The sequence below is a fragment of the Aeromonas sp. 600724 genome, from assembly GCF_049175135.1.
Taxonomy (GTDB): Bacteria; Pseudomonadota; Gammaproteobacteria; order Enterobacterales; family Aeromonadaceae; genus Aeromonas; species Aeromonas veronii_A.
The window spans coordinates 64,137-90,006 of sequence record NZ_JAAKUM010000004.1 but is presented as its reverse complement, the minus strand read 5'-3'; the positions used below and the strand labels follow the sequence as shown (position 1 = coordinate 90,006).

The window sequence follows — 25,870 nt, the reverse complement described above, 5'->3', positions numbered from 1 at the left end:
ACCCAACTACATGATTTTTTTAGGTCTGCATGAAATAATATCGGCCATTACCAAGGGAGCATGAAAATGAAACCAATGGCACCATCAATGCCAAATAACGGGATGACAAGAGTGACCGCCGGCTTCTCCCTGATTGAGCTGGTGATCGTTATCGTGATCCTGGGGATCCTGGCGGTAACAGCATTGCCCCGTTTTCTGGATGTAACCGACGAGGCGAAAAAGGCCAGCGTCGAGGGCGTCTCGGGTGGTTTTGCAACAGGAGTGTCGCTAGTGCGGGCCCAGTGGGAAGCGGAAGGGCGCGCCAAACAGGATAGCCTCAATACCGTGCTCTATGACGGCAGCCGCTTCTATCTGACCACGCCGACCGATGCCCAGATCAGCAACGGCGAGTTGTCTCCCGGCTATCCCATGGATACTGCGGCTAGCGGCAATCCGGATGTGGATCCGGCCAATCTGAGCGCAGAGCGTTGTCTCAAGATTTGGGAGGGGTTGCTGCAAAACCCGCCCAAGGCTACGGCCAACTTCAATGAAGTACGCGGTAGCGGCAATGACCTGAAATACTATGCCACTGTGAGCAGTAATGGACTGGATTCGGTCTGTCGTTACTATCTGGTCAATAGTTTGAGTAAGGGCAGCGATGGCAAGTATCAGGATCCGCAAGGCAGTACTGATGCATTCATGAGTTTCAGTTACCGTCCGGCGTCCGGTCAGGTGACTACCAACATCAATTGACAGAGGAAAGTGAAATGAAAAAACAGGCGGGTTTTACCCTGATCGAACTGGTTATCGTGATCATTATTCTGGGGATTCTGGCGGTCACCGCTGCACCCAAGTTCCTGAATCTGCAGGATGATGCGCGTAAAGCAGCTGCTGATGGGGTCAAAGCATCACTACAGAGTGCGGCTCAGATGATTTACAGTAAGGCGGCTATCCAAGGTATTGAAAACTCTTCTTCGGCAGTCTCTGTTGCTGGCACTACCGTCGATGCCAAGTATGGCTATCCGACAGTAGGTACCATTGCAAACGCCGTTACTTTAGATGGGTGGGATGAAGTATCTGCATCCAAAGGGACCTTCAAGCCCAAGGCGGCTGGCAATAACGCTAATTGCCAAGTTAAATACAATGAGGCCACTTCAGCCGCTGCATTCAGTGTTGATGTGACAGGTTGTAGCAACTGATTGAATTATCAAGCGAGGCTTTGGCCTCGCTTTCTTCTTTCCCCCTATGAGAAAAACCATGCCTGCAACCAAGGGCTTTACCCTGATTGAACTGGTTGTGGTGATCCTGTTACTCGGGATTCTCGCCGCCTTTGTCGTGCCCAAATGGCTGGGCAAAGGCGGCGTTGAAACTCAAACTGTGCGTGATGAACTGCTGACCCGTCTGCGGTTGGTACAGACCGTCAATATGCATGAGCCTGCCAACCGCTGTACCCTGCTGGTGGTCGCCTCTCCCCGTTTTGCCCACCGTACTTATGCGGCGTGTCCCGCCAGCGATGATCTGGGCAGTGGTTGGACCGATAACCTGCGCACCCGTGGTCGGCTGGTGACCGCCTCTGACGGAATCACGCTTTCCCTGAACAGCAACAGAAGCTTCGTACTCCGCTTCGATCAGATGGGCAGACCGCTAGGCAGCTGTGCCAACGGTTGTACCTTGCTGGTGAGTGATGGTCGCGAAACCAGCCGCATCCAGATTGAGTCTGAGGGGTATATCCATGAGATCCCTTAAGCGCGGCTTTACCCTGATTGAGCTGATTGTCGGCATAGTGCTGCTGGCGGTGGCCTTGACCGGCATATTGGGGTTACTCATCAATCAGGCGCCCCGGGCGGTGGATCCGGTACAGCAGGTGCGTGCCGCCCAGCTGGCCCAGCGCCTCTCCGGCGAGATCCTGCAAAAGTCGTTTGATGAACATTCGGATCATAATGGTGGCCGTTATCGTTGTGGCGAGCAGGTGGCGGGGGTGAACATAGCTCCCTGCTCCGGCAGTTATGGCCCCGATGGTGAGCCGGCTCCCTACGCCTATAACGATGTGGATGACTTCGATACTGCGGGAAACTGGCGGGATGCCAGCTGGTTTACCCAGACGGCGGCGGGGATCAGCGGCGAGGAGTATCGCAACTATCAGGTCAGGATTGCGGTCAGCGCCGTCGATTTTAGCGATGGCACCTTCAAGAGTTGTACCGCGCCCTGTTCTGTGGGCAAGCGGATTGATCTGCAGATCAAGCTGCCGGATGAGAGCGTACTCGACTTCTCCTTCTACCGGGGGAACTACTGATGAATCGTTCCGCTGTCGGGTGTTGCCTGCCTGTCCGAAAGTCCGCTCCTGTAACCACTTCCGGCCTCCGATTATGTCTGGCGGCTAGTCGAACTTACCGTAAACCTGGGGGTAACAGTGGCTTTACCCTGGTCGAGCTGGTGATGGTGATCCTGCTGCTGGGCATCATGGCGACATTTACCAGCCAGTTTATCGGCATCGGCAGCCAGATCTATGGTGATGCCAGCAGTCGTGAGCAGTTGATGAGCGATGCCCGCTTCGCCATGGAACGGCTTAATCGCGAACTGCGCGATGCGGTGCCGGGATCGGAGCGGATCGAGACGCTTGATGGTACCTGGGTTGACTCGGGGGCTTGCCTGCGGTTCTGGCCTATCAGCACCTCCAGCCGCTATCTGGCGCTTAACCGTGCCATGTCGGGGAGCACGGCCACCCTTGAGCTGGTGATGGCGACCCCGGCTTCTGCTGCCAGCCCGTCGAGTGCAGATCCGTTAGCCGTCGGCAAAGGTGACTGGATGATCGTTTTCCCGGTACCTGACCCAAGTGCAGGGTCGCTGCTGAGCAATTGTGAATATGGCCGCTGTGTGGCCAGGGTTGCTGATGTGCTGGCGCCCGTCTCCGGCGCACAAACGATCCGCTATACCAATAGCGAGAGTCTGGCTGGCCTCTCTCCCGGTAGCCGTGTCTACTTTGCCAATCAACAGGTACGTTATTGCGTTGATGGGGGCACCCTCACTCGTGCCAGTGCCGCAATCGGTGCTCCTTTACCTGCGCAAGGCGTGCTGATGGCAGAGTCGCTCCGCGCTGGCGGTTTCTATCGGGAAACATCGGCATTCAACGCGGAAGGGGAGTTTGGCATGCGGTTCTTGTTCGAACGCAAGGGGGAGTCGGTCACCTTCAGCCACAAGATCGAGGTGTTCAATGTCCCGTGATGCACTCCCGGCAGGACGGATGCGTGGTAGCGCCCTGATGATCGCCCTGTTTGTGAGCGTGGTGATGGCGCTGCTGGCGGCCGCCATGGGCCGTTTTCTGGTCGACAGTAGCGAGAAAAATACCGTGGAGGTACGCAGTGTGCGTGCTCTGCTGGCCGCCCAGAGCGGGCTGGAGATTGCTCTGTATCAGCTGTTTCCGAACCGGCCTGCTGCGCCATCTCCCCAGGATCGTTGTGACTGGATCAGCCCGACCCCCTCGTTCACCGGCGTTACCGGTCTGGTGCAGTGCCAAGTTGCTGTGCGTTGCACTCAGGTTCCGGTGACCTATAACGGTGCCGTGACTAATGGCTATCGTCTCGAGAGTGTCGGAACCTGTGGTTCCTCTGAACTGGATAGTGCGAGTCCCGATTTTGCCGTGAGCAGAACTCTGATGCTTGAAGCGTATGACGGAGGCGGACAATGAAATGGGTATGGGCGCTTGCCCTCTTTACTGGCCATGTCTGGGCCTTCGACCCTATCGACACAGGCACGCTCTTTCCGGATGTGGTGCAAGGGCATCATGGCAACAACAATAACGTTTGCCATCAGATTAGCGGCTACCAGCTTAGCCAACTCAACAACGCCAAGATCAACGGTTCCGGCGGTTTGCCTCTCAACTTCTGCTCCATCCAGCCGGATCAGAACAATACGCCGCGCTGCGATGATGGTACTGGCGGCTACATGGTTTGTAGCGTTACTGGCAAAGATATCCGCGGGCTGTCCCTGAGCGGGAATAATGCTTTTCCCGCCATCACCTCCAATTCGACCCAGCTCTGTTCGTTCGGTGCGCAAACGGCTTCCAGTACCTCTTATGGTGCGATGACGGTAGAAAACTGCACTATGACGTTCCCCAGCCGCAGCACCTACCTGATCAAGACGCTGACAGTGCGCAACAACGCGATCCTGGTGCTGGGGGAGGGGGATTACTTCATCGACAAGCTGATTCTGGACAGCGGTACCATCCGTCTCTCAGGCAGTGGCACCACCCGGATTTTCGTCAATCAGGATGTCAAGCTGGTCAATACGGTCAATATCAATGCCAATAATCAGGGCAGTCTCATCTGGGTTAACTATAACGACATGGTGATCGACAACCGCACCACGTTTTATGGTTATCTCTATGCCGATGGGAAGCTCACCATGAACAATAATGCCACCGTCTATGGCAGGGTGACGGCCCGCTATCTGGCCATGGATGCCCAGTCCAGCATCAATGAAGCGGTACTTCCGCCGATGCTGACCTGTTTTGTCGACGGTTTCGAAAGCAGCCAGATCAACCCCGACAGTTGGGTCGTGGCTCAGCGCAACAACAGCACATTGCCATCGGTGCAGAATGGTCGCCTGCGTCTCACCCAGAACGTCACCAACCAGGCCACGTCGGCCACTTTCCAGCGCCTCTTCCCCGGGGCTGGTAACCTGGTGACGGTCGAGTTCGATCAATACGCCTACAAGACTTCCGGCACAAGCGGGGCGGATGGCATGGCGGTGGTGCTCTCGGATGCCACCCTGACGCCACAACCAGGTGCGTTTGGTGGCCCCCTAGGATACGGTTTCAAGACCGGGATCAGTGGTTTTGCGGGCGGCTGGCTTGGTGTCGGGATCGACGAATACGGCAACTACGCCAATGAGGGGGGGGCTTATAATATCGGCTCCCGACCGCAGGCCGTATCTATTCGCGGATCCGGCTCCGATACCTCCGGTTACCGCTACCTGGCCGGAACCGCCAGCAATCTCAACCCGACCGTCGACAGCGGTACCAACAGCAATCGCCCCCACCGCTATCGCATTACGGTCGACTCTCGCACGGCGGGCAACTCGGTGGCCACCGTCGAACGGGATAGCGGTGACGGGTTTCGTACGCTCGTTGGTCCAATCAACATGACGAGCCAGACCGGCCAAGCGACAGTACCGGGCAACTTCCTGCTGTCATTGACTGGGTCCACCGGGTCGGTGACCAACTTCCACGAGATCGATAACGTGCGGATCTGTGCGCTGCGTTCCAGTCCAGTGGGCACCCAGATCGATCATTTCGAATTCGATCACAGCGGCAATGCGCTGACCTGCAACCCTGAAACCCTGACCATTCGGGCCTGTGCCAATGCCGACTGCAGCCTGTTGGTGACCGAGCCCGTGACTGCCACCCTGCAACCCGCAACGAGTACCAGCGGTGGTTGGGTGGGAGGCAATCAAGTGAGCTTCAGCGGAGGAACCACCACGCTGGCGCTGCGACAGAATACCGCCGGTACGGTGACCGTCGGGGTCAGCGGCTCGACGCCCTCGACCAAACCGTTGAGTACCACCCTGTGCCGGGTTGGCGGTGGCGCCAAGAGTGCGGCTGCCTGTACGCTCACCTTTGCCGACAGCGGATTTATCTTCGACGTGCCCGACACCTACTCGAACCAGCCGCAGACGGTGACCATCAAGGCGGTCAAGAAGAGCGACGTGACCAGGCAGTGCGTGCCGGGGTTTGCCAACCAGAGCAAGAGCGTCAAGTTCTGGGGTAGCTATATCACCCCCACCAGTAACCCCTATAACAGCCAGATGAGCGTCAACAGCAGTACGATTGGTGCCAGTCAGGGCGCTGCAACGCCGCTCTCCCTCGCATTCGATGCTCAGGGGCAGTCGACCATAACGGTTAAGTACCCGGACGCGGGCAAGGTGCAACTGGATGCCCGTTATGATGGTACCGGCAGTGAAGCCGGTCTGGTGATGCTCGGCGCGGATCAGTTTGTAGCGCGTCCGGTGGGCTTGTGCATTACCCCTCCGCAAGGGGTATGCGCGGCAGGTGATAGCAGCTGTCCAGTCTTCAAAAAAGCGGGGGAGACGTTTCAGGTAGATATCAAGGCGATGGCCTGGGAGTCGGCTAATGATGGGGATATCTGCGCAGGAAATCAGACTACGCCCAACTTTGTGCTGAGTGGCATTGGCTTGGGTAGCACCTTGGTGGCACCAAGCCCCGGCTCCAATGCCGTATTGGGTACTTCTACTTACAACCACGTGGCAGCGACCAACAGTGTCAATAGCCTTAGCCAGACTGTGAGCGAGGTGGGAGTGTTCCGGATGACGGCGACGCCACCAGCCAATGGCTACTTCAATTACACCATCCCATCAGCCCAGAGCCAGCCGGTGGGGCGTTTTATTCCTGCCGACTTCAATCTGGTCAGCGGTGATATCGTGCCGGCCTGCAATGCGTTCTCCTACATGGGCCAGCCCTTTGGCGTTGCGCTGGATGTGCAGGCTCGTAACACGACGGGTGTACAGACCCTGAATTATACGGGGCCCTTTGCCAAGGGGAGTGCTTTTATCTCGGTTGCCAATAACCAGGATGGTAAATCCCTGTCGAACCGCTTGCGCAGTTTGCAGCCGTTGCCATGGCTAAATGGCCGGGCGACTTTGACTGCCGGTAGCAGCGAGTTTGTGCGCCTCTCTGACACGCAACCGGATGGTCCCTACAACTCTTTGCTGTTTGGCCTTTATATGAGGGATAACGATGGCGACAGAACGCTGATTGCCAGCCCGAATTTCAATGATGCCGTAGTGGGTAACTGCAGTGGCCGCGGTTGTAATGCCCGTTTAATCGACAGTGTGCCAATGAAAGCCTATTTCGGCCGCCTGCAGGCGGGCACGGAGGCAGGCCTGGCCTCGGCGCCGCTGGCCATTCCGCAGCAGATGCAATATTACGAAGCGGGCAACTGGTTGTTGAACAAGGAAGATCAATGTACCCAGCTCTCTTTGGCCAATCAGGGGTTCACTTTCCTCAACCCGAGTCACACCTTTGATGGGGCCAGCCGTGACCTGGAGCTGGGGGCGGGTCGCAAGATAAAGCTGGGGTTGGGCAGTTCGGCACCGGGTGGGGAGGCTGCACTGGCGAAAGACGGGGAGATCCTGTTCCACTTTGCCAAGCCGGACATCTCGGTGCGCATCCCCTACAAGGTCGAATTGGCAAAACAGCCGTCGCAGCCACTCTGGTTGTCTGACCCAACGAGTGCCAATGACGGCAACCTGCAAGGTGAGGCCATTTTCGGCTCCAGCCGGGGTAATGACAGAATTATTTATCGGCGCGAAGTATTGCACTGAATGATGTGAAAGGAGGAATGGCTCAACAGCATCCCCCTAAATCCTTGTTTATTAGTGTTTGCAAGCGTGTGCGAGTGAGTGATGACTCGCATTTTTGTCGCGCCTGATTGATTGGCGACAGTTTGAGCGCTTGCCCATTGGGGTGGGCATTGGTAAAGTTAGCCGGTTTTCTGCACCTCCAAATTCTTAGGATTTCCCGTAGCCATGTTCAAAAAGCTCAGAGGCGTCTTTTCCAACGATCTGTCGATCGATTTGGGAACTGCCAACACCCTGATCTATGTAAAAGATCAAGGGATCGTCCTTAACGAACCCTCAGTTGTCGCCATTCGCCAAGAGCGCGGGAACGCCAAATCGGTCGCTGCTGTCGGTCATGCCGCCAAGCAGATGCTGGGCCGTACCCCGGGCAACATCTCCGCGATCCGCCCGATGAAAGACGGCGTGATCGCCGATTTCTACGTGACCGAGAAGATGCTGCAGCACTTCATCAAGCAGGTTCACGACAACAACTATTTCCGCCCCAGCCCGCGCGTGCTGGTGTGTGTACCGTGCGGTTCAACTCAGGTTGAGCGTCGCGCCATCAAGGAGTCCGCACTGGGCGCTGGTGCCCGAGAGGTATACCTGATCGATGAGCCTATGGCTGCTGCCATCGGTGCCGGCCTGCCGGTCTCCGAAGCGACCGGTTCCATGGTGGTTGATATCGGTGGTGGTACTACCGAAGTGGCCATCATCTCCCTGAACGGTGTGGTTTACTCCCAGTCTGTCCGTATCGGTGGCGACAAGTTTGACGAAGCGATCATCAGCTACGTTCGTCGCAACTACGGTAGCCTGATCGGTGAAGCTACTGCCGAGCGCATCAAGCACGAGATCGGCTCCGCCTACCCGGGCGAAGAGGTGCGCGAGATCGAAGTTCGTGGTCGCAACCTGGCTGAAGGTGTGCCGCGCAGCTTTACCCTGAACTCCAACGAGATCCTGGAAGCGCTGCAAGAGCCGCTGTCCGGTATCGTGGCTGCCGTGATGGTGGCGCTGGAGCAGTCTCCGCCGGAACTGGCTTCCGACATCTCCGAGCGCGGCATGGTGCTGACAGGTGGTGGTGCGCTGCTGAAAGATATCGACCGTCTGCTGATGGAAGAGACCGGTATCCCTGTCGTCGTTGCCGAAGATCCCCTCACCTGTGTGGCCCGTGGCGGCGGCAAGGCGCTGGAGCTGATCGATATGCACGGTGGCGATCTGTTCCACTACGAATAAGACCCAAAGCCGGCCAGCGTGCCGGCTCTTTTTTGACGACCCATGAAACCCATTTTTGGTAGAGGCCCTTCGCTTCAGTTACGGTTGTTTCTCGCCGTCATCATCTCCATTGCTGCCATCGTCGCGGACTCCCGCTTCGGTGTGTTTACCCATGTCCGCGTCTACCTCAGTTCGTTAGTCAGTCCCCTGCAATACATGGCCAATGCGCCCGGTACCCTGCTCGACACCATGTCGACCCAGGTGCAGACCCGTGCCGATCTCATCGAGCAGACCAAGCAGCAGGAGCAACAGCTGTTTACCCTGCGCTCTCGCCTGCTCAAGATGGATCATCTGGAGCACGAGAACCAGCGTCTGCGCGAGCTGCTCGGTTCGCCGGTGCACAAAGAGTCCCGCAAGATGGTGGCCGAGCTGCTGTCGGTGGATTCCGACCCCTTCAGCCATCAGGTGCTGATCAACAAGGGGGCGCTGGATGGCGTCTATAACGGTCAGGCGGTGATCAACGATCAGGGTGTGATTGGTCAGGTGCTCCACGTGGGCTCCACCACCAGTCGCGTGCTGCTGATAACCGACTCCAGCCACGGCATTCCGGTGCGGGTGCTGCGCAACGACTTGCGCGCCATCGCCTCCGGCAGTGGTGAGCTCGACAAGTTGGAGCTGCGCAACCTGCCGCGCAACACCGATATTCAGGTGGGGGATCTGTTGGTCACCTCCGGTCTGGGTGGCCGTTTCCCTGAAGGTTATCCGGTGGCGACCGTGACCCGCTCTGAATATGTGGAGGGCAAGCCCTTCGCCCAGGTCGAGGCCAAGCCGCTGGTCGAGCTGGACAGGCTGCGCTATCTGCTGCTGCTGTGGACCGACAAGAAACCCGAAGTACACGATGATGAGAATGGCGAACGGGTGGCAACGGCTGCCTCCGCCGCAGGAGCCACTCGCTGATGCTGCAACCCGCCAGCGGCAGGATCTGGATCTGGATTTCGATCCTGCTGGCTTTGAGCCTGTCGATCCTGCCGCTTCCTTTCGAATTTGATCCATTTCGTCCGGACTGGCTGGCCATGGTGCTCATTTACTGGGCACTGGCGTTGCCGCACCGGACCAACGTCGGCACCGCCTGGGTGGCCGGCCTGCTGCTGGATGTGCTGCTTGGCAGCACCCTCGGCGTGCGGGCCATGGCGATGGCCATCACCACCTATCTGGCAGCATTCCAGTTCCAGAAGATCCGCAACTTCTCCCTCTGGCAGCAGGCCCTGATCATCGGTGGGCTGTCGCTGGTAGGCAAGCTGACGGTGTTCTGGGCCGAACACCTGTTTAGCCGGGCCAGCCTCAACTTCGCCTACTTTTGGTCGACGTTGACGACGATGCTAATATGGCCCTGGGTGTTTCTGGTGTTGCGCAAAGTGCGGCGCCGCTTCAATATCAGGTAAATATGAGCAAAAACAACGAACTGCAACTCTATCTTGCCTCGGGTTCCCCCCGTCGTCGCGAACTGTTGGCCCAGCTTGGCTATCGTTTTGATGTGCTGAAACTGGATGTGCCGGAGCAACGGGAAGAGGGGGAGAAACCGCAGGATTATGTCTGCCGTCTCGCCCGCGACAAGGCGATGGCTGGTGTGGCGTGTGCGCCGACGGCGTTGCCGGTGTTGGGTGCCGACACCATAGTGGTGCTGGGGGATCGGGTGCTGGAGAAACCGTCCGATCTGCTCGATGCCAAGGATATGCTGGAGGCACTCTCCGGCAAGGTACATCAGGTGATGACCGCGGTGGCGCTGGCCACCCCCGAGCGCTGCGATGTGCGACTGGTCACCACCAACGTGGCGTTTCGCAAGCTGGACGAGGCCGAGATTGAGGCCTACTGGCAAACCGGAGAGCCCTGTGACAAGGCCGGGGCCTACGGCATTCAGGGGATTGCCGGCAAGTTTGTCAGCCGCATCGAAGGCAGCTATAGCGCCGTGGTCGGCCTGCCGCTGCTGGAGACGGATCTATTGATCAAGCAGCATCTGGAACAACACAAGTAATTTTCCGTCAGCTGTGCTCTGCTGCGTTCTTCCTTGCGCGCGTTGTACCGGATTGGCTGTATAAGAATTCAAAACTGGAACAGGCAAGGTTACTTATGTCGGTAGAACTGCTGGTTAACGTTACCCCCTCCGAAACCCGTGTCGCTCTGGTCGAAAACGGTCTGCTGCAGGAAGTGCATGTAGAGCGTCAGGCCAAACGCGGCATTGTCGGCAACATCTACAAAGGCAAGATCAGCCGGGTGCTCCCGGGCATGCAGGCGGCTTTCGTCGATATCGGTATGGACAAGGCGGCCTTTTTACACGCCTCCGATATTGTGCCCCATACCGAGTGTGTGGCTGTGAAGGAGAAGGAGCAGTTCCAGGTCGGCAATATCGCCGAGCTGGTGCGTCAGGGGCAGGACATCATGGTGCAGGTGGTGAAAGACCCGCTGGGTACCAAGGGTGCCCGTCTCACCACCGATATCACCTTGCCTTCCCGCTATCTGGTCTTTATGCCGGGCAGCGCTCACGTCGGCGTCTCCCAGCGAATCGAGTCCGAAGCGGAGCGGGAGCGCCTCAAGCGCACCGTAGCTGGCTATGTGGATGAGCTGGGTGGCTACATCATCCGTACCGCCGCTGAAGGGGTGGGGGAGCAGGAGCTGGAGCAGGATGCCGCCTTCCTCAAGCGGCTGTGGCGCAAGATCCTCGAGCGCAAGCAGAAGTATCCCCCCTGCAAGATCCTCTACGAGGATCCCAGTCTGGCATTCCGGGTGGTGCGCGATTTCGTCGGCGCAGAACTCGACAAGATCCGCGTTGACTCCCGCCAGAGCTTCGATCAGCTCAAGCGCTTCACCGAAGAGTATGTGCCGGAGCTGGCCAGCAAACTGGAGTACTACCCCGGCGAGTCACCGATCTTCGATCTCTACGATGTGGAGAACGAGATCCAGCGGGCGCTGGAGCGCAAGGTGGAGCTGAAATCCGGTGGCTACCTCATCATCGACCAGACCGAAGCCATGACCACGGTGGATATCAACACCGGCGCCTTTGTCGGCCATCGTAATCTGGAAGAGACCATCTTCAATACCAACGTCGAGGCGACGGCAGCCATCGCTCGTCATCTGCGCCTGCGCAACCTCGGTGGCATCATCATCATCGACTTCATCGACATGCAGTCGGAAGATCACCGCCGCCGGGTGCTGCACAGTCTGGAGCAGGCGCTGTCCAAGGATCGCGCCAAGACCAACGTCAACGGTTTCTCCCAGCTGGGCCTGGTGGAGATGACCCGCAAGCGCACCCGAGAGAGTCTGGAGCATGTGCTCTGCTCCGAGTGCCCCGAGTGCAAGGGACGCGGCCGGGTCAAGACGGTGGAGTCGGTCTGCTTCGAGATCCTGCGGGAGATCATCCGGGTCAACCGTGCCTACGATGCAGATCAGTTCACCGTCTACGCAGCCCCTGCCGTAGCCGACTATCTCCATGGCGAGGAGTCCCACAGTCTGGCGGAGCTGGAAGTGTTTATCGGCAAGCAGGTGCGGGTGGTGAGCGAGCCTCTCTGCGGCCAGGAGCAGTTCGACGTGGTGATGATGTAATTGGTCTATCGCTGGCTGAGTCGGGGCTGGTTAGCCCTGGGGGTCCTGTTCGTACTGCTGGCCATGCTGGTCACCCTGGTGCGGGTCGGGGGCCCTTTGCTGAATCAGTATCGAGAGAGCCTTATCCACACTCTGCTCGGCGATTCGCAAATCAAGGTCAGCGTCGATCAAATTGGACTGAGCTGGACACAATCAGGCCCGGCCCTCGAACTGCAACAGCTCGCCGTTGCCCCCGACTCCAAACGCTATACCGTCAAGCTCGGCAAGGCCTGGGTGCATCTCGACTTCTGGCGCACTATTAACGAGCTAAAGCCGGTGTTTGGCGAGCTGATCCTCAGCGATGGCGATATCACCCTCGACTTGCGCCAACCGGCTGACGACAGCCCTTCCGGCGATCCCCAGCAGGGCGCCCTGCTGCGCTTTCTGCTGACCCAGCTCTCCACCTTTGACATCCATAACACCCGGCTCAATGTCACCACCGCACTGGGCGACATGCGAGCACTCGATATTGCCCAACTGCGCTGGCAGAATCGTGGCAAGCGCCATCAGGGGGTCGGTAAGGCCTATCTCATCAACGGGGTAGGCGAGAGCACCCTGGACCTGATACTCGATGTAGATACGCCACAAGATCGGCTCGATCGCCTCAAGGGGCAGCTCTATCTGGGTGCCCGCCAGCTCGATATTACCCCGACCCTCGCCAGGATCCATGCTGGTGAACCCAAGGTGGCCGGGCAGCTCGATTTCCAGCTCTGGAGCGAGTTTGACAGCGGCAAGCTGGGCAATACCCTACTAGCCTTTGGCAACAACTACCTGATCTGGAAGGATCCCAAGAAAGGGGAGATGCACCGTTTCGGCCTCGATGGCGGCAAGGTTCAGCTACGCCGCGATGGTGAAAACTGGCAACTGGCCAGCCATGGCGTCACCTTCAAGCTGGATGGTAAACCCTGGCTGCACAGCCGGTTGCAGCTGGAGCGGATCGGTGAGCGGGTGCAGGGCTATGTGCCGCAGATCGATCTCGACCAGCTTGCCCAGCTGAGCCAGCTGGTCTCCGCGATTTATCCTGCCCAGAGCGAGCTGCTCAAGCAGACCAAACCCAAGGGCAAGCTGACAGATTTGACCCTGCAGGCGGATGCCGGGTGGCAGGATATATCCCTCAGCGGCGAGATCGTCAATGTGAGCCTCAATGCCTGGCACGACGTGCCCGGGATGCAGGATCTCAACGGTGAATTCTGGCTCACCCCCAAGGGGGGCAGCGCCAGAGTGGCGCTGGCAAACGACAAAGTGGATCCCGCCCGTCACTTCAAGATGCCGATCCCGGTCGACAACTTCTCGGCCCGCCTCGACTGGTGGCGCGAGGAACAGGGCTGGGTGCTGTACGGGCAGGATATCGCGCTGGATAACCCGGATCTGACCCTGTCCAGCCGTTTCCGCCTCGATCTGTTCGAGCACCCTTTCCTCGCCCTGACCGGTCGCATCGATGTGAAGAATGCGGGCCATGCGGATCGCTACTTCCCGCTGCAGGCGATGGACAAGGGGCTGGTGGATTACCTGAGCGGCGCCATCAAGGGGGGCAAGGCCAAGGGGGCCGACCTGCTCTGGTATGGGGAGTTTCGGGATTTCCCTTATGAGAAAGGTGATGGCATCTTCCAGGTGGCGGTGCCGCTGGAGCGGGCCACCTACGAGTTCTTCCCTGGTTGGCAACCGCTCACCGACCTGCAGATCGATCTCTTGTTCCAGAATGCCGGCCTCGATATGCGCAGCCGCTCCACCCGACTTGGCAAGGCGAGCTCCGACTCGGTGCATGCCTGGATCCCGGATCTCTCCCCAGGCGCCCACCTCTATGTGGATGCCAAGGTGCAGGGGGAGGGTAAGGCCATCAGCGACTACCTGCAGGACTCCCCGCTGGGCAGTTCGGTGGGACAGGCGCTGCGGGAGATCGAGATCCGTGGCCCGATGGCAGGATCGGTCAAGCTCGATATTCCTCTCGATGGCGAGAGCGAGGTGAAGGCGAGTGGCGATGCCACCTTCAGCAACAACAAGGTGCGGGTCGCCAGTCTGGATCTGCCGCTGGAGAAGGTGCAGGGGCGCCTCGAGTATGACAACCAGCAGACCCGTTTCAGCAACCTCAAGGCGAGCCTGTGGAACCAGCCGCTGACCCTCGACTATCAGGGGCGCCAGCATCCGGATCACTATCAGGTCGACCTCGATTTCAAGGGGCAATGGGATAGCCGCCGCCAACCCGCCGCCATCTCTTCGTACGGTATCCTCAACGGCCGCAGCAACTGGGGCGGCAAGCTCGAGTTGATCTTGCCCGAGAGCAAGCCGTTCAGCTTCCAGCTGGCGCTCGACTCCAACCTGCAGGGGATGGGGCTGGATCTGCCGCTGCCGCTGGCCAAGAGCAGCGCCAGCCGGCTGCCGCTCAAGGTGATCGCCCGTGGCCGGGATGGCAGCGCCGACATTCGCGCCGTGCTGGGGGCTGATGTGGATATGCAGACCCGGCTGGTCTACGGCGAGGGGGTGCCTTATCTCAGTCGGGTGCGGGTTGATATAGGCCAACCGGGTGCCCGGGTAATGCGCGATGCCCCCATGTTGCTTGCCATCAACCAGCAGGAGGCCGATGTGGGCGGCTGGCTGACGCGACTCAAGCAATGGCTGCCAGCGCAGAACCAGACCGGTAATGCGGTAGTCGGCCCTGCCTTCCTGCCACAGGAGTGGTGGGTGGATGGGCAGCTGGCCCGTGCCTATATCGGCAGTGCCACCCTCAAGGCGGCGCGTTTCACCGTGGGGCCGACCAATCAGGCGACCGAAGTGATGATCGATAGCCCCGATGTGATGGGGGTGATCCGCCTGCCCGCAGTGGCCAACCGTCCGGTGGATGCCAAGTTTGCCCGCATCTACTGGTCCGGCAAGAGTTCGGATCTCAGCCCGGATCCCGATGCGAAGCAGGATAACGCCATCATGGCTTCGATCCCCTGGCTGACATTCAGCTGTGTCGATTGCCGCTTTGGCGAGTTGCCGCTTGGCGAAGTGAAAGGCGAGCTGCTGCCGGGCGCCAACAAGGTGACTCTCAAGGGGCTGGATATGCGGTTGGCAGGCAGTCAGCTTGCCGGCAGCGTCGACTGGCTGGCCGATGGCAACCGGATGGAGACGCGGGCCCGTGGCAAGCTGACCAGCAACAACAGCGAGCTGCTGCTCAAGCGGCTCGGCTACACCTCGCCCATCGGTGATGCCCCCGGCTCCCTCGCCTTTGATCTCAACTGGCAGGATGTGCCCTACCGCCCGAGTCTGCCGACTCTGGGGGGGAGTGCCAACTATCAGCTGGAGGGGGGCACCCTGCGGGAGGTCAACGACAAGGGCGCACGGCTGCTCTCCCTGCTCAGTCTCGACTCCCTGCTGCGCAAGCTGCGGCTCGATTTTCGCGATGTGTTCGACAAGGGTTTCTACTTCGAATCCATGTCTGCTTCTGCCACCATCAAGCAGGGGCAGGTCAGCAACAATGATTTCTATATGAAGGGGGCTGCAGGCAATCTGCGCGGCGAGGGGATCGCCGATTTGGTGCGCTGGCGGCTCGACTACGAGCTGAGCTTTTCCCCGAACCTGGGTGGCACCCTGCCGGTGGTGGCGGCCTTCTCCATCACGCCGATCACGGGTCTCTATGTGCTGGCCCTCTCCAAATTGCTGGAGCCGGTGGTGGATGTGGTGACCCGCATCGACTTTCGTATCTCGGGCCCGCTCGACGCACCCAAGCTGATTGAGGCGGGGCGCGATCGCGCACGCATCAAGCTCAACCAGCAGCAGAAAGAGGCGGTCGACGCCGTTGCTCCCAGCCTGCCAACGCAAGAGGTGACCCCTTTCCTGCTGAGCCCCAAACACGCGGGGCCTGCTCAGCGCTGAACGAGCGGCCCGGCACCATCACAAGGAGTGAGCCATGATCCGACATATCCTGCTGATCGCCTTCAAGCCGGACACCAAGCCTGCCCAGATAGATGCGGTGCGTACCGCCTTTCTCGCCATTCCGCATCAGGTCAGCGGTGTGACTGCTGTGGAGTGGGGTGAGAATGACAGCCCGGAGGGGAGGGATGACGGTTTTACCCACAGCGTGCTGATGACCTTTGCCGACGAGGCTGCCCGCCAGCGCTATATGCCCCATCCGGATCACGCTGCCCTCAAGGCCATCTTTCGCCCGGTGCTGGCGCGCATCATAGTGCTGGATTACACCCTGCAGGCGGGTGATGCTGTCACCATCTGATGGCCCAAGCGACAAGGAGAGAGTCATGTGGTTAGCCGCAATACAGCTGGTATCTGGCCGTCACTGGCAGGATAACCGGGAGCAGATCGCCGCCGAGCTGGCCGCCTTGCCCAAAGAGCGGCCGCTGCTGGTGCTGTTGCCGGAGAACTTTGCCCTGTTTGGCGAACGGCAGGGTTATCTGGATGGGGCCGAGGCAATCGGCTCCGATCCCAGCGCCACTCTGAGCGGAGCAACGCCCATTCAACAACAACTGGCCGAATGGGCCCGCGATTATGGCATCTGGCTGGTGGCCGGGGCTATGCCGACCACCATCGCAGGTTCTGACCATATCCACACCAGCTCGCTGGTGTTTGACCCAAGCGGTGAGCTCAGGGGCTACTACCACAAGATCCACCTGTTCGACGTGGATGTGGCGGATAATCACGGCCGCTATCGGGAGTCGGAGACCTTCAGCCCTGGGGAGGCTCCTGTGTTGGTGGACTCCCCCTTTGGTCCCCTCGGCCTCTCGATCTGTTATGATTTGCGCTTTCCCGAGCTCTACCGCCAGTTGGCCCGAGTTGGAGCTCGTGTGCTGCTGGTGCCTGCCGCCTTTACCGCCGTGACAGGCGAGGCGCACTGGGAGCCGCTGCTGCGGGCTCGCGCCATCGAAAACCAGTGCTACGTAGTCGCGGCCAATCAGGGCGGCACTCACGAAACGGGGCGCCAGACCTGGGGCCACAGCATGGTGATCGACCCCTGGGGCCGGGTGCTGGCCAGCAAAGAGTCCGGGCGCGGCACAGTGCTGGCGAAGATGGAGCCCGGGCTTATCGACGAATTGAAACGCACCATGCCAGTGCTGCAACACGCCCGTTTGCTCTGATGGTGTGGTGAAAAATTGAAACGCAGCCGTTTGCCCGTGCTGGAGCATGCCCGTTTGTTGTGATGGTGTGGCTTGTTGCCAACCCGTCGGCAAGACGATTTAAAACAGCTCGTTACGAGAGTGGAGAAGAAGATTGAGTCTATTGAGCCAGGTTAGTGCCTCCCTGTTGGCCCCGAACGACCTCGACGAAGGGCGCCTGCAGCAGCTGCTCTGCAGCCTGATGAGCCATCAGGTGGAGTTCGGCGATCTCTATTTCCAGCGCAGCTGGCACGAGTCCTGGATGCTGGAAGATGGCATCGTCAAGGATGGCAGCTACAACATCGATCAGGGGGTCGGGGTGCGCGCCGTCAGCGGCGAGAAGACCGGCTTCGCCTACTCGGACGAGCTGAGCCTGCTGGCGCTGCAACAGTCGGTGACTGCTGCTCGTGGCATCGCCGCTGCCGGTGCTCACGGCAAGGTGAAGGCGTGGGCGCGCACCGAAGCGAACCTGCTCTATCCGGCCATGGATCCGCTACAGACCCTCGACAAGCAGCAGAAGATCGCCCTGCTGGAGCAGATGGACAAGTTTGCCAGAAGTCTGGACCCCGCCATCAACCAGGTGATGGCCTCCATCAGTGGCGTCTATGAAGAGGTGCTGGTGGCTGCGACCGACGGTACCCTGGCTGCCGATATTCGCCCACTGGTGCGGCTGTCTGTGACCGTCATTGCCGAGAAGGGCGATCGTCGCGAGCGCGGCAGTGCCGGTGGCGGCGGCCGCTTTGGTTACGACTGGTTCCTCGAACTGGACGGGCTGGAGAGCCGTGCCTTTGGCTATGTGCGCGAAGCGGTGCGTCAGGCGCTGGTCAACCTCGACGCCATCGATGCGCCGGCCGGCACCATGCCGGTGGTGCTCGGCGCCGGCTGGCCCGGCGTGCTGCTGCACGAGGCAGTGGGTCACGGTCTGGAGGGGGACTTCAACCGCAAGGGCTCTTCCGCGTTTGCTGGCCGCATCGGCGAGCAGGTGGCCTCCAAACACTGCACCATCGTCGATGACGGTACCCTGCCGGGTCGGCGTGGCTCCGTCAGCATAGATGACGAGGGGACGCCGGGTGGCTACAACGTGCTGATCGAGAATGGCATTCTCAAGGGTTACCTGCAGGACAAGCAGAATGCCCGTCTGATGGGGGTGCCGCTCACCGGCAACGGTCGCCGCGAATCCTACGCCGCCATGCCGATGCCGCGCATGACCAACACCTACATGCTGGCGGGTCAGTACGATCCGGCCGAGATCATCGCCTCGGTAAAGAAGGGTATTTATGCCCCCAACTTCGGTGGCGGTCAGGTGGACATCACCTCCGGCAAGTTTGTCTTCTCCGCCTCCGAGGCTTACCTCATCGAGGATGGCAAGATCACTGCCCCCATCAAGGGGGCGACCCTGATCGGCAACGGCCCCGAGGCGATGAGCCAGGTCTCCATGGTGGGTAGCGATCTTGCACTGGATCGCGGAGTCGGTATCTGCGGAAAAGAGGGGCAGAGCGTGCCGGTCGGTGTCGGCCAGCCCACCCTTAAACTGGATCAGCTCACCGTGGGTGGCACCCAGTAAGCCTCGACGCAGAACAAGAACAGAGAGAAACCATGCTTACCCTGTCGAAAATATCCAATATCAGGAGCCAGCTCTCCCCCAGCGAGCTCAAGATTGCCGATTACATCCTCTCCTGTCCGGAACAGGTGACCCACTTCTCCTCTCAGGAGCTGGCCCAGCAGGCGGAGGTGAGCCAGTCGAGCATAGTGAAGTTCACCCAGAAGATCGGGTTCAAGGGCTTCACCGCCTTCAAGCTGGCGGTCAGCGAGGATCTGGGGCGCAAGCATGCCATCAAGACCGACACTGTCGGTGATCTCTACAATGGCATCGGGCGAGACGATGATCTGGAGACCATGGCCAAGAAGCTGGCGCAGGAGAAGATAAATTCTATTATCGAGACCACTCAGGCTCTCGACAGTGCTCTGCTGAAGCAGGTACTCGACACCATAGATGGCGCCGGGCGAGTACAGCTGGTGGGGATTGGCGGTTCGGCACTGACCGCCAAGGATCTCTGGTACAAGTTGCTCAAGATCGGCGTAACTACCCTGTTTGCCCAGGATAGCCATGTGCAGATCTCCATCGCCCAGACCCTGGGGCCGGGTGATGTGCAGCTGGTCATCTCCTATTCTGGCGCCAGCCGTGATGTGCTGGCGGCGGCCGAGCTGGCCAAGCGCAATGGTGCCACCCTGATTGCCGTGACTTCGTTCCGGCAAACCCAGTTGCGCCAGATGGCCGACATGGTGCTGGATACGGTGGCGGAGGAGAACGAACTGCGTATCTCTTCCATCTCCTCCCGTACCGCCCAGAACACCATTACCGACATCCTGTTCCTTGGCCTGGTGCAGCGCAGAGACGAGCGAGCCTGGGCCCTGATCGATGGTACCCGGGATGCCATCGACCGACTCAACAAGGAGTGAGGCCGGCTCTCCCGCTGCATCATCCGTACAACAAAAAACCACCTGAACAGGTGGTTTTTTGTTGTCTGCTAGAGGTCAAGGGCCCAGCGGATAAAGGCTTTACGCCGCTTGGCATCGGCCGCCAGATAGAGTTCCCGCAGGGTGGCATCCGCCTGCTCCGGCGTAAGTGCCGAAGCTGTATGAGCAGTAGTTGCGGCCTGTGTTGCGAAAATGGGGGCCGGGCTTACTGTTGGCGTATGGCTTTCCAGCAGGGCCTGGTAATCGGTGCCCAGACTATCCTGGCTGCGTGGCAGGGCTTGTAGTGCCAGCGGCTGTGAGGTGCCCTTGTCGTCACTCAGCAGCAGGGCCGGGCTGGCGGCAAACTGGCGGATAGCCGAGGAGCTGGTCAGCACCGGGGGGGTCAGTTGCAGCGTCCCTTGTGATGGTGCTGTAAGGGTAACCAGCAGAGGAGCCGAGGTCACGCGTCCCTGGCTCTCGTTGGTGGAGCGAGGGTCACTTGGGCTGTCAAAGCGCACCAGCAGTCGGGACTCTCCCGCCGGGAGCTCAATGGTCCGGGTGAAGGCCGAGGGTTTGCCCTGTGGCGAAGCGAGCAGGGTGAGGGTATCGGCCAGCTCCAGTCGGGCGGCCGTGGCCGGTACGCTGAGCAGCAGGGCAAACAGGGGGGATAATAGTAGGGGAGAGAGCAGGGAGGATCGTGCCATCATAAGACTCCATGAAGGAGCCGGCCCGCAGGCCGGCAACCAGATCAGAATTCGTAGCGCAGGCCGAGGTGGTAGAAGCTCTCGCTGTTGCTGCTGCCACCAAAACTGGTGATGGTGCTACCAGCCAGACCATCTTCACCATTGCGGATCACATAGGCGCTGTAGAGGGAAGATCGCGGGGTGAGCTTGTATTGCAGTTCCAGCGTAGTATCGCGCAGTGCCATCTGGTCGCCCCCCTCGTTGACGAGGTGACGATAGCCTGCGCGGGCCGCCCACTTCTGGTTGATGTCATACACCGCGGTCAGTTCCCACACCTTGTCTTCACTGTCGGCACGGCCATCGCGATAGGTCACCTGATCCTTGCTATAGAGGGCGCCCAACATCAGAGGGCCGAGATAGTAGCGGGTACCGATCCCGGCGAAGCGATACTCATCGGCATTGGGATCGACCTTGCTGCCACTGCTCTGGGCGGCTTTGGTCTGCTGATACGCCACGACTGGAGCCAGTTTGCCTGCATTGCCCAGATCGAAGGTGTAGCGCAGGGCGCCGTTGTAGCCGTAATCAAGATCCGAGGTACCGTTACCAAGGATGTAGGCGAGCGAGAGATCCAGATTGCCGAGGGTGTTCTGGTACTGCAGGGTGCCATCCTGACGGAACACCTGCACCGCGGTGGAGTCCACCTTGCTGGCCTGACGAGCCATGGAGACATCAGAGGCGGCAAACACATCGCCAATATCGGTGAACATGATGAGGCCGGAAGAGACGCGCCCGCCGGTCACCTTGCCCCACTGACCACCATCGATCCCTGCCCAGACGTAACGGGCAGTGAGGTCGCTGCTGTTCTTCTGCACGTTGTTGGCGTATTCGGCTGCATTGACCTGATATTGCGCCATGCCGATCACTGCGACATCGTCATTGACGGTCTGACGGGCGGTAAAGCCGATACGGCCATCGAAGTCACCCTGATCATTGCCGCTCTTCTTGTCGGAAATATTGAAGCCAAGACGGCCGTAGAGGTCGACGTTGGAGCCATCGTCAGCCTGATAGATGACGGCCGCATGAGCGGAACCTGTGCCGAGCAGTGCGGGAAGAACCAGAGCAAGCATGGATTTTTTCATTTTTTATCGTTCCTGTACGGGCTCTGTGCCAGAGCCGGGATGAGTTTGGCCATGACCCCGATTGCTCGGGGCCAGACCTTGGCTAGAAATCCGGAGGAGGGATTAACTCAGATCGACGTTCTTGCAGCCGAACATCAGGGTGAAGAGATAGCCGCCGAGGTAGGCGACGGCGAGGCCGACCGCATAGACCATCATGCCGGGGAAGATCCCCTGGGCGGAGGTCATCAGCGGCAGGGCGACGATACCGGATGGTCCAAAGACGGTGTTGAGGCCGACCGGCAGACCCAGCCAGGAGATCAGGCCAACCACGAAGCCCCCCAGCGAACCACCGCAGCAGGCCGTGATAAAGGGTTTGACCCGCGGCAGGGTGACGCCGTAGATGAGCGGCTCACCGACCCCCAGAATGCCCGGAATGATGGTGCCCTTCACCTGAGTGCGCAGTAGGGAATCCTTGCCTGCCCGGCTGTAGAGCGCCAGCGCAGCCCCTACCTGTCCGGCACCGGCCAGCGCCAGGATAGGAAACAGGGAGTTGAAGCCCTGGGCATCCATCAGCGCAAAGTAGACGGGAACGAACCCCTGGTGGATGCCGAACATCACCGAGATGAGGAACAGGCCAGCCAGAATAGCGGTACCGAACGGGTTGCCATTGAGGTTGATGAAGAGCCAGGACATGCCGTTATAGAGCTGCACGCCGAGGGGCATGATCAGGATAAAGGTGACGGCTCCCATGATCAGCAGGGTGATGCAGGAAGTGAGGATCATATCCAGACTGTCCGGCATGTAGCGGCGAACCTGGCGCTCAACTGAGGCGCCTATGATGCAGGCGATCAGCACGCCGATGATGTTGCCGCGGGGATCGATCTGATGGCCGAAGAAGTCGGTGATACCGGAGTAGATGCCGCTGCTGGCCTGAGGGTCATAACCCATGACAAACAGAGAGGCGATGATGGCACCGTTGACGCCGGAGCCACCAAACGCCTTCTGGGCGTTGTAGCCGATCAGGATGCTGAGGAAGCTGAACAATCCCTTGCTGAAGAGCTTCATGTAGCCGACAAATTCGGCCAGCATGCCCCCTGTCTGCTGTCCTTCCAGCAGCAGGGTTTGCTCGATCAGGGTGGCGCAGCCGAGCAGCAGACCCGCAGCGATAAAACCGGGGATCAGCGGTGTGAAAATGGTGGCAAACTTGGCCAGGAAGCGGTGCGCCGCACTGCTCTGTTTCTGCTTCAGCGCCTGTTTGTTGGCGGCGGCGATGTCGACAAGATCCGCTGATTGCGGGCGGGGGGCGGTGAGGATGCCCGCGTCCGCACTCAGCATGCCGTTCATCATTTCGCAGGCGGTCTGGGCTTTGCCCGGACCAAGCACGATCTGGAACTGGTTGTCGCTTTCAATCACCCCCATCACCCCGGCGATCCGTTTGATGGTATCGCGATCGGCATGCAGGCTGTCCGCCAGGCTCAGCCGCAAGCGGGTCATGCAGTGGCCACAGTTGGTGATGTTATCCCGGCCGCCGATGGCCTGGATGATCTGGCCAATCATGGAATCAGTTATTTTTGCCATAAAGAACCCGGTCAGTCTGATGTGAGGGGGCGGATGCCCCCGCTTATGTTGTTATCCTGTCGCCATTGCTGGCGCGGCCAATGTGCGGTCGGCCGATTAATCTGTGCATTTGCTGATAAAGCCGCCGCTGCTTTTCAGCCGCTCTCGTGCTTCGCTGGCGGAGATATTGGCCAGGATCATTACGATGGCGGTCTTGCAGTGGTTATCTGCGGCGGCGAGAGCCTGCTCGGCCGTGCCACGGTCACATTCGGTTGCTTCCATGACGATGCGCTTCTGGCGCTCCACCAGTTTGGCGTTGGTCGCCTCCACATCCACCATCAGATTGCCGTAGACCTTGCCGGTACGGATCATGGCGCCGGTCGAGAGCATATTGAGGATCAGCTTCTGGGCTGTGCCCGCTTTCATGCGGGAGGAGCCGGTCACAATCTCGGGGCCGACCACGGCGACCATGCTGATGTCGGCCGCTTTGGCGAGCGGGCTGCCCGGGTTGCAGCTGATGCTGCACACTGTGGCACCCAGGCTCCTGGCATATTGCATGGCGCCCAGCACATAGGGGGTTCGCCCGCTGGCTGCGATACCCACCAGCACGTCGTGGGCACTGAAGTGGATATTTTTAAGATCGTTGGCACCGAGTTCTGCATCGTCTTCGGCATTCTCCACCGCCTGCAGTATGGCCTTGTGGCCCCCGGCAATCAGGCCGATGACCAGCTCGGCAGAGACCCCGTAGGTGGGCGGGCATTCGCTGGCGTCCAGGATGCCGAGGCGTCCGGAGGTGCCAGCCCCGATGTAGATCAGGCGGCCGCCTTTGCCAAATGCGGCTGCAATAGCATCGACCGCCTTGGCGATCTCGGGCAGCAGTTGGCCTACAGCCACTGCAACGTGTTGATCTTCTTGATTGATGATCCGCAGCATATCCAGCGTCGGGAGCTGATCGATCTCGATGCTGGCTGGATTGCGGGTTTCGGTAATCATGCTTGATAGGTCAATGGTCATCGCTTCCTCTACTTCAGGTCGTCGCCATTCCCGGCGTAAATCATTCTTCTCGATGCGGGTCATCATGCTCGATTTTTGATTTTTATTATGAGATCGGTATCGCATAATTAATTATTCCAATTAATTTGTTTTTAAAGGAGGTAAAATTCCATTAGAGGAGTATGGAGAGAAGAGGGGGGGACAGGGGGATTGGCTAGCCTGCTTGATGGGCATGCAACAAAAAGCCCCGGTCAGTAGGCCGGGGCTTGCAGAATCATCGGTGTTAATTGACCGAGATGGCGCGGGCGTCGATGAAGTAACGGGCTTTGCCCTGTTTGTCGATCTGGATTTTGGCGAGCAGCCTCTCTTGCTGCCTGTGTTCCCACAGTTGTTCTATGTTGGCAAGAGCTGGATTGGCTATGCCGAGCACATTCAGGTATTCGTGAAACAGGCTATGACTGCCGATTTCGGTCAGCATCTTGGTCATATGGGCACTCTTCTGGAACAAGGGGGGCAGATACAAGATAGCCATGTCGAGCTGAATGAGCGCTGTACAAAAAACAAACAGAGCTTCTGGCAACAGCAGAGATAATGCGGGTCAGCGAGTGCGGGATCGCAGACAACAAAAAGCCCCGTTCGGTGGAGCGGGGCTGGCTGGTTATTCGGTATCAGTTGATGGATATGGCGCGAGCATCGATGAAGTAACGGGCATTGCCCTGCTTATCGATCTGGATTTTGGCGACCAGCTGCTCCCGCTTTTTATATTCCCAGTGTTGCTCAATCTTGGCGAGGGATGGGCTCGCAATCCCAACCACGTTCAGGTACTCGTGAAACAGGCTATGGCTCCCTATTTCGGTCAGTATCTTCTCCATCTGCATACTCTCCTGAAGTTGAGTGGGTATTCATCAACAAACCTATCAGCGTCCGTCTGAATAAAGTCTGTATAAAAAACAAACTAACCCATTTTTGTGTCAATAACATGATCAGGAACAAGATCAGTGCAGATCGTCAGGGACTTTTTGATACCGTTTTCAATCAGGGCTGACGGGCTTTTGCGGCAACTGATCAAACGTGCCGGAAGCCTGCGGTAGCGCCGGTGCGGTTTGCACGGCCTGGCCACCGTGGAAGACCGGATCCTGTGCCACTTCCTTGATGCCGTTGATGCAAAACTGCATACCCATGCAGACCAGCAGGAAGCCCATGATGCGGGTCATGGCATCGATGCCGGTGGCGCCAAGGATCTTGCAGACCGGATCCGCCAGCTTCAATACTCCCCAGCTGATCAGGCTCATCAGGGCAAACGCAGTGACCATGGCGCCATAGATGGTGAGGCGGTTGTACTCGTCAGGCAGCTCGGCAATCTGGGCTGCCCCGCTTATTACCAGCGCCATGGTGCCCGGCCCGCACATGCTGGGCATGGTGAGTGGTACGAAGGCGATGCTCTGGTTGATATCGACCCCGCTCTGCTGGCTGGGGGCGGGGAACAGCATGCGAAAGCCGATAAAGCCGATGATGAGCCCCCCGGCCAGGCGCAAACCCGGAATGGAGATACCGAACAGATCCAGAATCGAGGATCCGATAAAGAAAGTGATGCAGAGGGTGCAGAACAGATAGATGGCCGCCATATTGACCTGACGTCGCACATGTTCGCGCGACATCCCCTTGCTCAGCCCCAGCAGCAGGGTGGCCGTGGTAGGCGGATTGACCATGGGCAGCAACGCCAGCAAAGCGAGAAATACGACCTGAAAGAACATGTTGAGCCTCGGATAGCAGGGATGAATGGGAATACCTTGATCCA

Annotated in this window: 24 protein-coding genes; 17 read left to right on the top strand and 7 right to left on the bottom strand. The window is 59.2% G+C overall.

The annotated features are described in order from the left end of the window. The first annotated feature begins 60 nt into the window (after positions 1-60). From G5168_RS05120 to G5168_RS05040, 17 genes are all read left to right on the top strand, one after another. Complete coding sequence (locus tag G5168_RS05120; protein WP_106844142.1) at positions 61-732, top strand: prepilin-type N-terminal cleavage/methylation domain-containing protein; 672 nt, start codon at positions 61-63, stop codon at positions 730-732. Between the two features lie 14 nt (positions 733-746). Further along, positions 747-1,178, top strand: a complete 432-nt coding sequence (locus G5168_RS05115) for a prepilin-type N-terminal cleavage/methylation domain-containing protein (protein ID WP_106844143.1) — start codon at positions 747-749, stop codon at positions 1,176-1,178. Positions 1,179-1,236: 58 nt separating this feature from the next. Next, positions 1,237-1,725: a type II secretion system protein gene (locus G5168_RS05110; protein WP_128834795.1), complete on the top strand. Its 489-nt coding sequence runs from the start codon at positions 1,237-1,239 to the stop codon at positions 1,723-1,725. Further along, positions 1,712-2,272, top strand: coding sequence for a type II secretion system protein (locus G5168_RS05105; RefSeq protein ID WP_128834797.1), 561 nt, complete (start codon positions 1,712-1,714; stop codon positions 2,270-2,272). Before G5168_RS05110 ends, G5168_RS05105 begins: the two co-directional genes overlap by 14 nt. Then, a complete protein-coding gene (locus G5168_RS05100; protein ID WP_421205601.1) occupies positions 2,272-3,201 on the top strand; it encodes a PilW family protein in 930 nt (309 codons plus the stop codon). The genes G5168_RS05105 and G5168_RS05100 overlap by 1 nt, the downstream gene beginning before the upstream one ends. A gap of 37 nt (positions 3,202-3,238) precedes the next feature. Then, positions 3,239-3,664, top strand: a complete 426-nt coding sequence (locus G5168_RS05095; RefSeq protein WP_421251979.1) for an MSHA biogenesis protein MshP — start codon at positions 3,239-3,241, stop codon at positions 3,662-3,664. Further along, on the top strand, positions 3,661-7,317 hold the full coding sequence (locus G5168_RS05090; RefSeq protein WP_421251913.1) for a DUF6701 domain-containing protein: 3,657 nt from the start codon (positions 3,661-3,663) through the stop codon (positions 7,315-7,317). Before G5168_RS05095 ends, G5168_RS05090 begins: the two co-directional genes overlap by 4 nt. A gap of 204 nt (positions 7,318-7,521) precedes the next feature. Next, positions 7,522-8,562: a rod shape-determining protein gene (locus G5168_RS05085; protein ID WP_005340051.1), complete on the top strand. Its 1,041-nt coding sequence runs from the start codon at positions 7,522-7,524 to the stop codon at positions 8,560-8,562. A 42-nt stretch (positions 8,563-8,604) separates the two neighbouring features. Then, positions 8,605-9,498: a rod shape-determining protein MreC gene (mreC, locus tag G5168_RS05080; protein ID WP_005342907.1), complete on the top strand. Its 894-nt coding sequence runs from the start codon at positions 8,605-8,607 to the stop codon at positions 9,496-9,498. Next, positions 9,498-9,983 carry a rod shape-determining protein MreD gene (gene mreD / locus G5168_RS05075; protein ID WP_005342908.1) on the top strand — a complete coding sequence of 162 codons (486 nt, stop codon included), beginning with the start codon at positions 9,498-9,500 and terminating at the stop codon, positions 9,981-9,983. The genes mreC and mreD overlap by 1 nt, the downstream gene beginning before the upstream one ends. A 2-nt stretch (positions 9,984-9,985) precedes the next feature. Further along, positions 9,986-10,573 carry a Maf family protein gene (locus tag G5168_RS05070; RefSeq protein ID WP_005342909.1) on the top strand — a complete coding sequence of 196 codons (588 nt, stop codon included), beginning with the start codon at positions 9,986-9,988 and terminating at the stop codon, positions 10,571-10,573. Positions 10,574-10,668: 95 nt separating this feature from the next. Continuing rightward, positions 10,669-12,138 carry a ribonuclease G gene (gene rng, locus G5168_RS05065; protein ID WP_005340056.1) on the top strand — a complete coding sequence of 490 codons (1,470 nt, stop codon included), beginning with the start codon at positions 10,669-10,671 and terminating at the stop codon, positions 12,136-12,138. Then, positions 12,139-16,032, top strand: coding sequence for a YhdP family protein (locus tag G5168_RS05060; RefSeq protein WP_421251912.1), 3,894 nt, complete (start codon positions 12,139-12,141; stop codon positions 16,030-16,032). A gap of 34 nt (positions 16,033-16,066) precedes the next feature. Further along, a complete protein-coding gene (locus tag G5168_RS05055) occupies positions 16,067-16,387 on the top strand; it encodes a Dabb family protein (RefSeq protein WP_421251911.1) in 321 nt (106 codons plus the stop codon). Positions 16,388-16,412: 25 nt separating this feature from the next. Then, complete coding sequence (locus tag G5168_RS05050; protein ID WP_421172672.1) at positions 16,413-17,246, top strand: carbon-nitrogen hydrolase family protein; 834 nt, start codon at positions 16,413-16,415, stop codon at positions 17,244-17,246. A 133-nt stretch (positions 17,247-17,379) separates the two neighbouring features. Further along, complete coding sequence (gene tldD, locus G5168_RS05045; RefSeq protein WP_421172673.1) at positions 17,380-18,828, top strand: metalloprotease TldD; 1,449 nt, start codon at positions 17,380-17,382, stop codon at positions 18,826-18,828. 32 nt (positions 18,829-18,860) lie between these two features. Continuing rightward, on the top strand, positions 18,861-19,724 hold the full coding sequence (locus tag G5168_RS05040; protein ID WP_041209636.1) for an SIS domain-containing protein: 864 nt from the start codon (positions 18,861-18,863) through the stop codon (positions 19,722-19,724). Between the two features lie 68 nt (positions 19,725-19,792). Here the strand turns inward: G5168_RS05040 and G5168_RS05035 are convergent, their stop codons facing one another. From G5168_RS05035 to G5168_RS05005, 7 genes are all read right to left on the bottom strand, one after another. Further along, the gene (locus G5168_RS05035) at positions 19,793-20,428 is read right to left on the bottom strand and encodes a DUF2057 family protein (protein ID WP_227341513.1); all 636 of its coding nucleotides are present in this window, start codon (positions 20,426-20,428) and stop codon (positions 19,793-19,795) included. A 41-nt stretch (positions 20,429-20,469) separates the two neighbouring features. Beyond that, on the bottom strand, positions 20,470-21,543 hold the full coding sequence (locus tag G5168_RS05030) for a porin (protein WP_227341512.1): 1,074 nt from the start codon (positions 21,541-21,543) through the stop codon (positions 20,470-20,472). 102 nt (positions 21,544-21,645) lie between these two features. Next, a complete protein-coding gene (gene murP / locus G5168_RS05025; protein WP_041234056.1) occupies positions 21,646-23,100 on the bottom strand; it encodes a PTS N-acetylmuramic acid transporter subunit IIBC in 1,455 nt (484 codons plus the stop codon). A gap of 96 nt (positions 23,101-23,196) precedes the next feature. Next, entirely contained in the window at positions 23,197-24,093 is an 897-nt protein-coding gene (gene murQ / locus G5168_RS05020; RefSeq protein ID WP_227341511.1) for an N-acetylmuramic acid 6-phosphate etherase, read from the bottom strand. A gap of 262 nt (positions 24,094-24,355) precedes the next feature. Next, complete coding sequence (locus G5168_RS05015) at positions 24,356-24,559, bottom strand: hypothetical protein (protein WP_041209699.1); 204 nt, start codon at positions 24,557-24,559, stop codon at positions 24,356-24,358. A 181-nt stretch (positions 24,560-24,740) separates the two neighbouring features. After that, complete coding sequence (locus G5168_RS05010) at positions 24,741-24,944, bottom strand: hypothetical protein (protein WP_216952760.1); 204 nt, start codon at positions 24,942-24,944, stop codon at positions 24,741-24,743. Between the two features lie 159 nt (positions 24,945-25,103). Then, a complete protein-coding gene (locus tag G5168_RS05005; RefSeq protein ID WP_151287145.1) occupies positions 25,104-25,826 on the bottom strand; it encodes a MarC family NAAT transporter in 723 nt (240 codons plus the stop codon). Positions 25,827-25,870 lie beyond the last annotated feature (44 nt).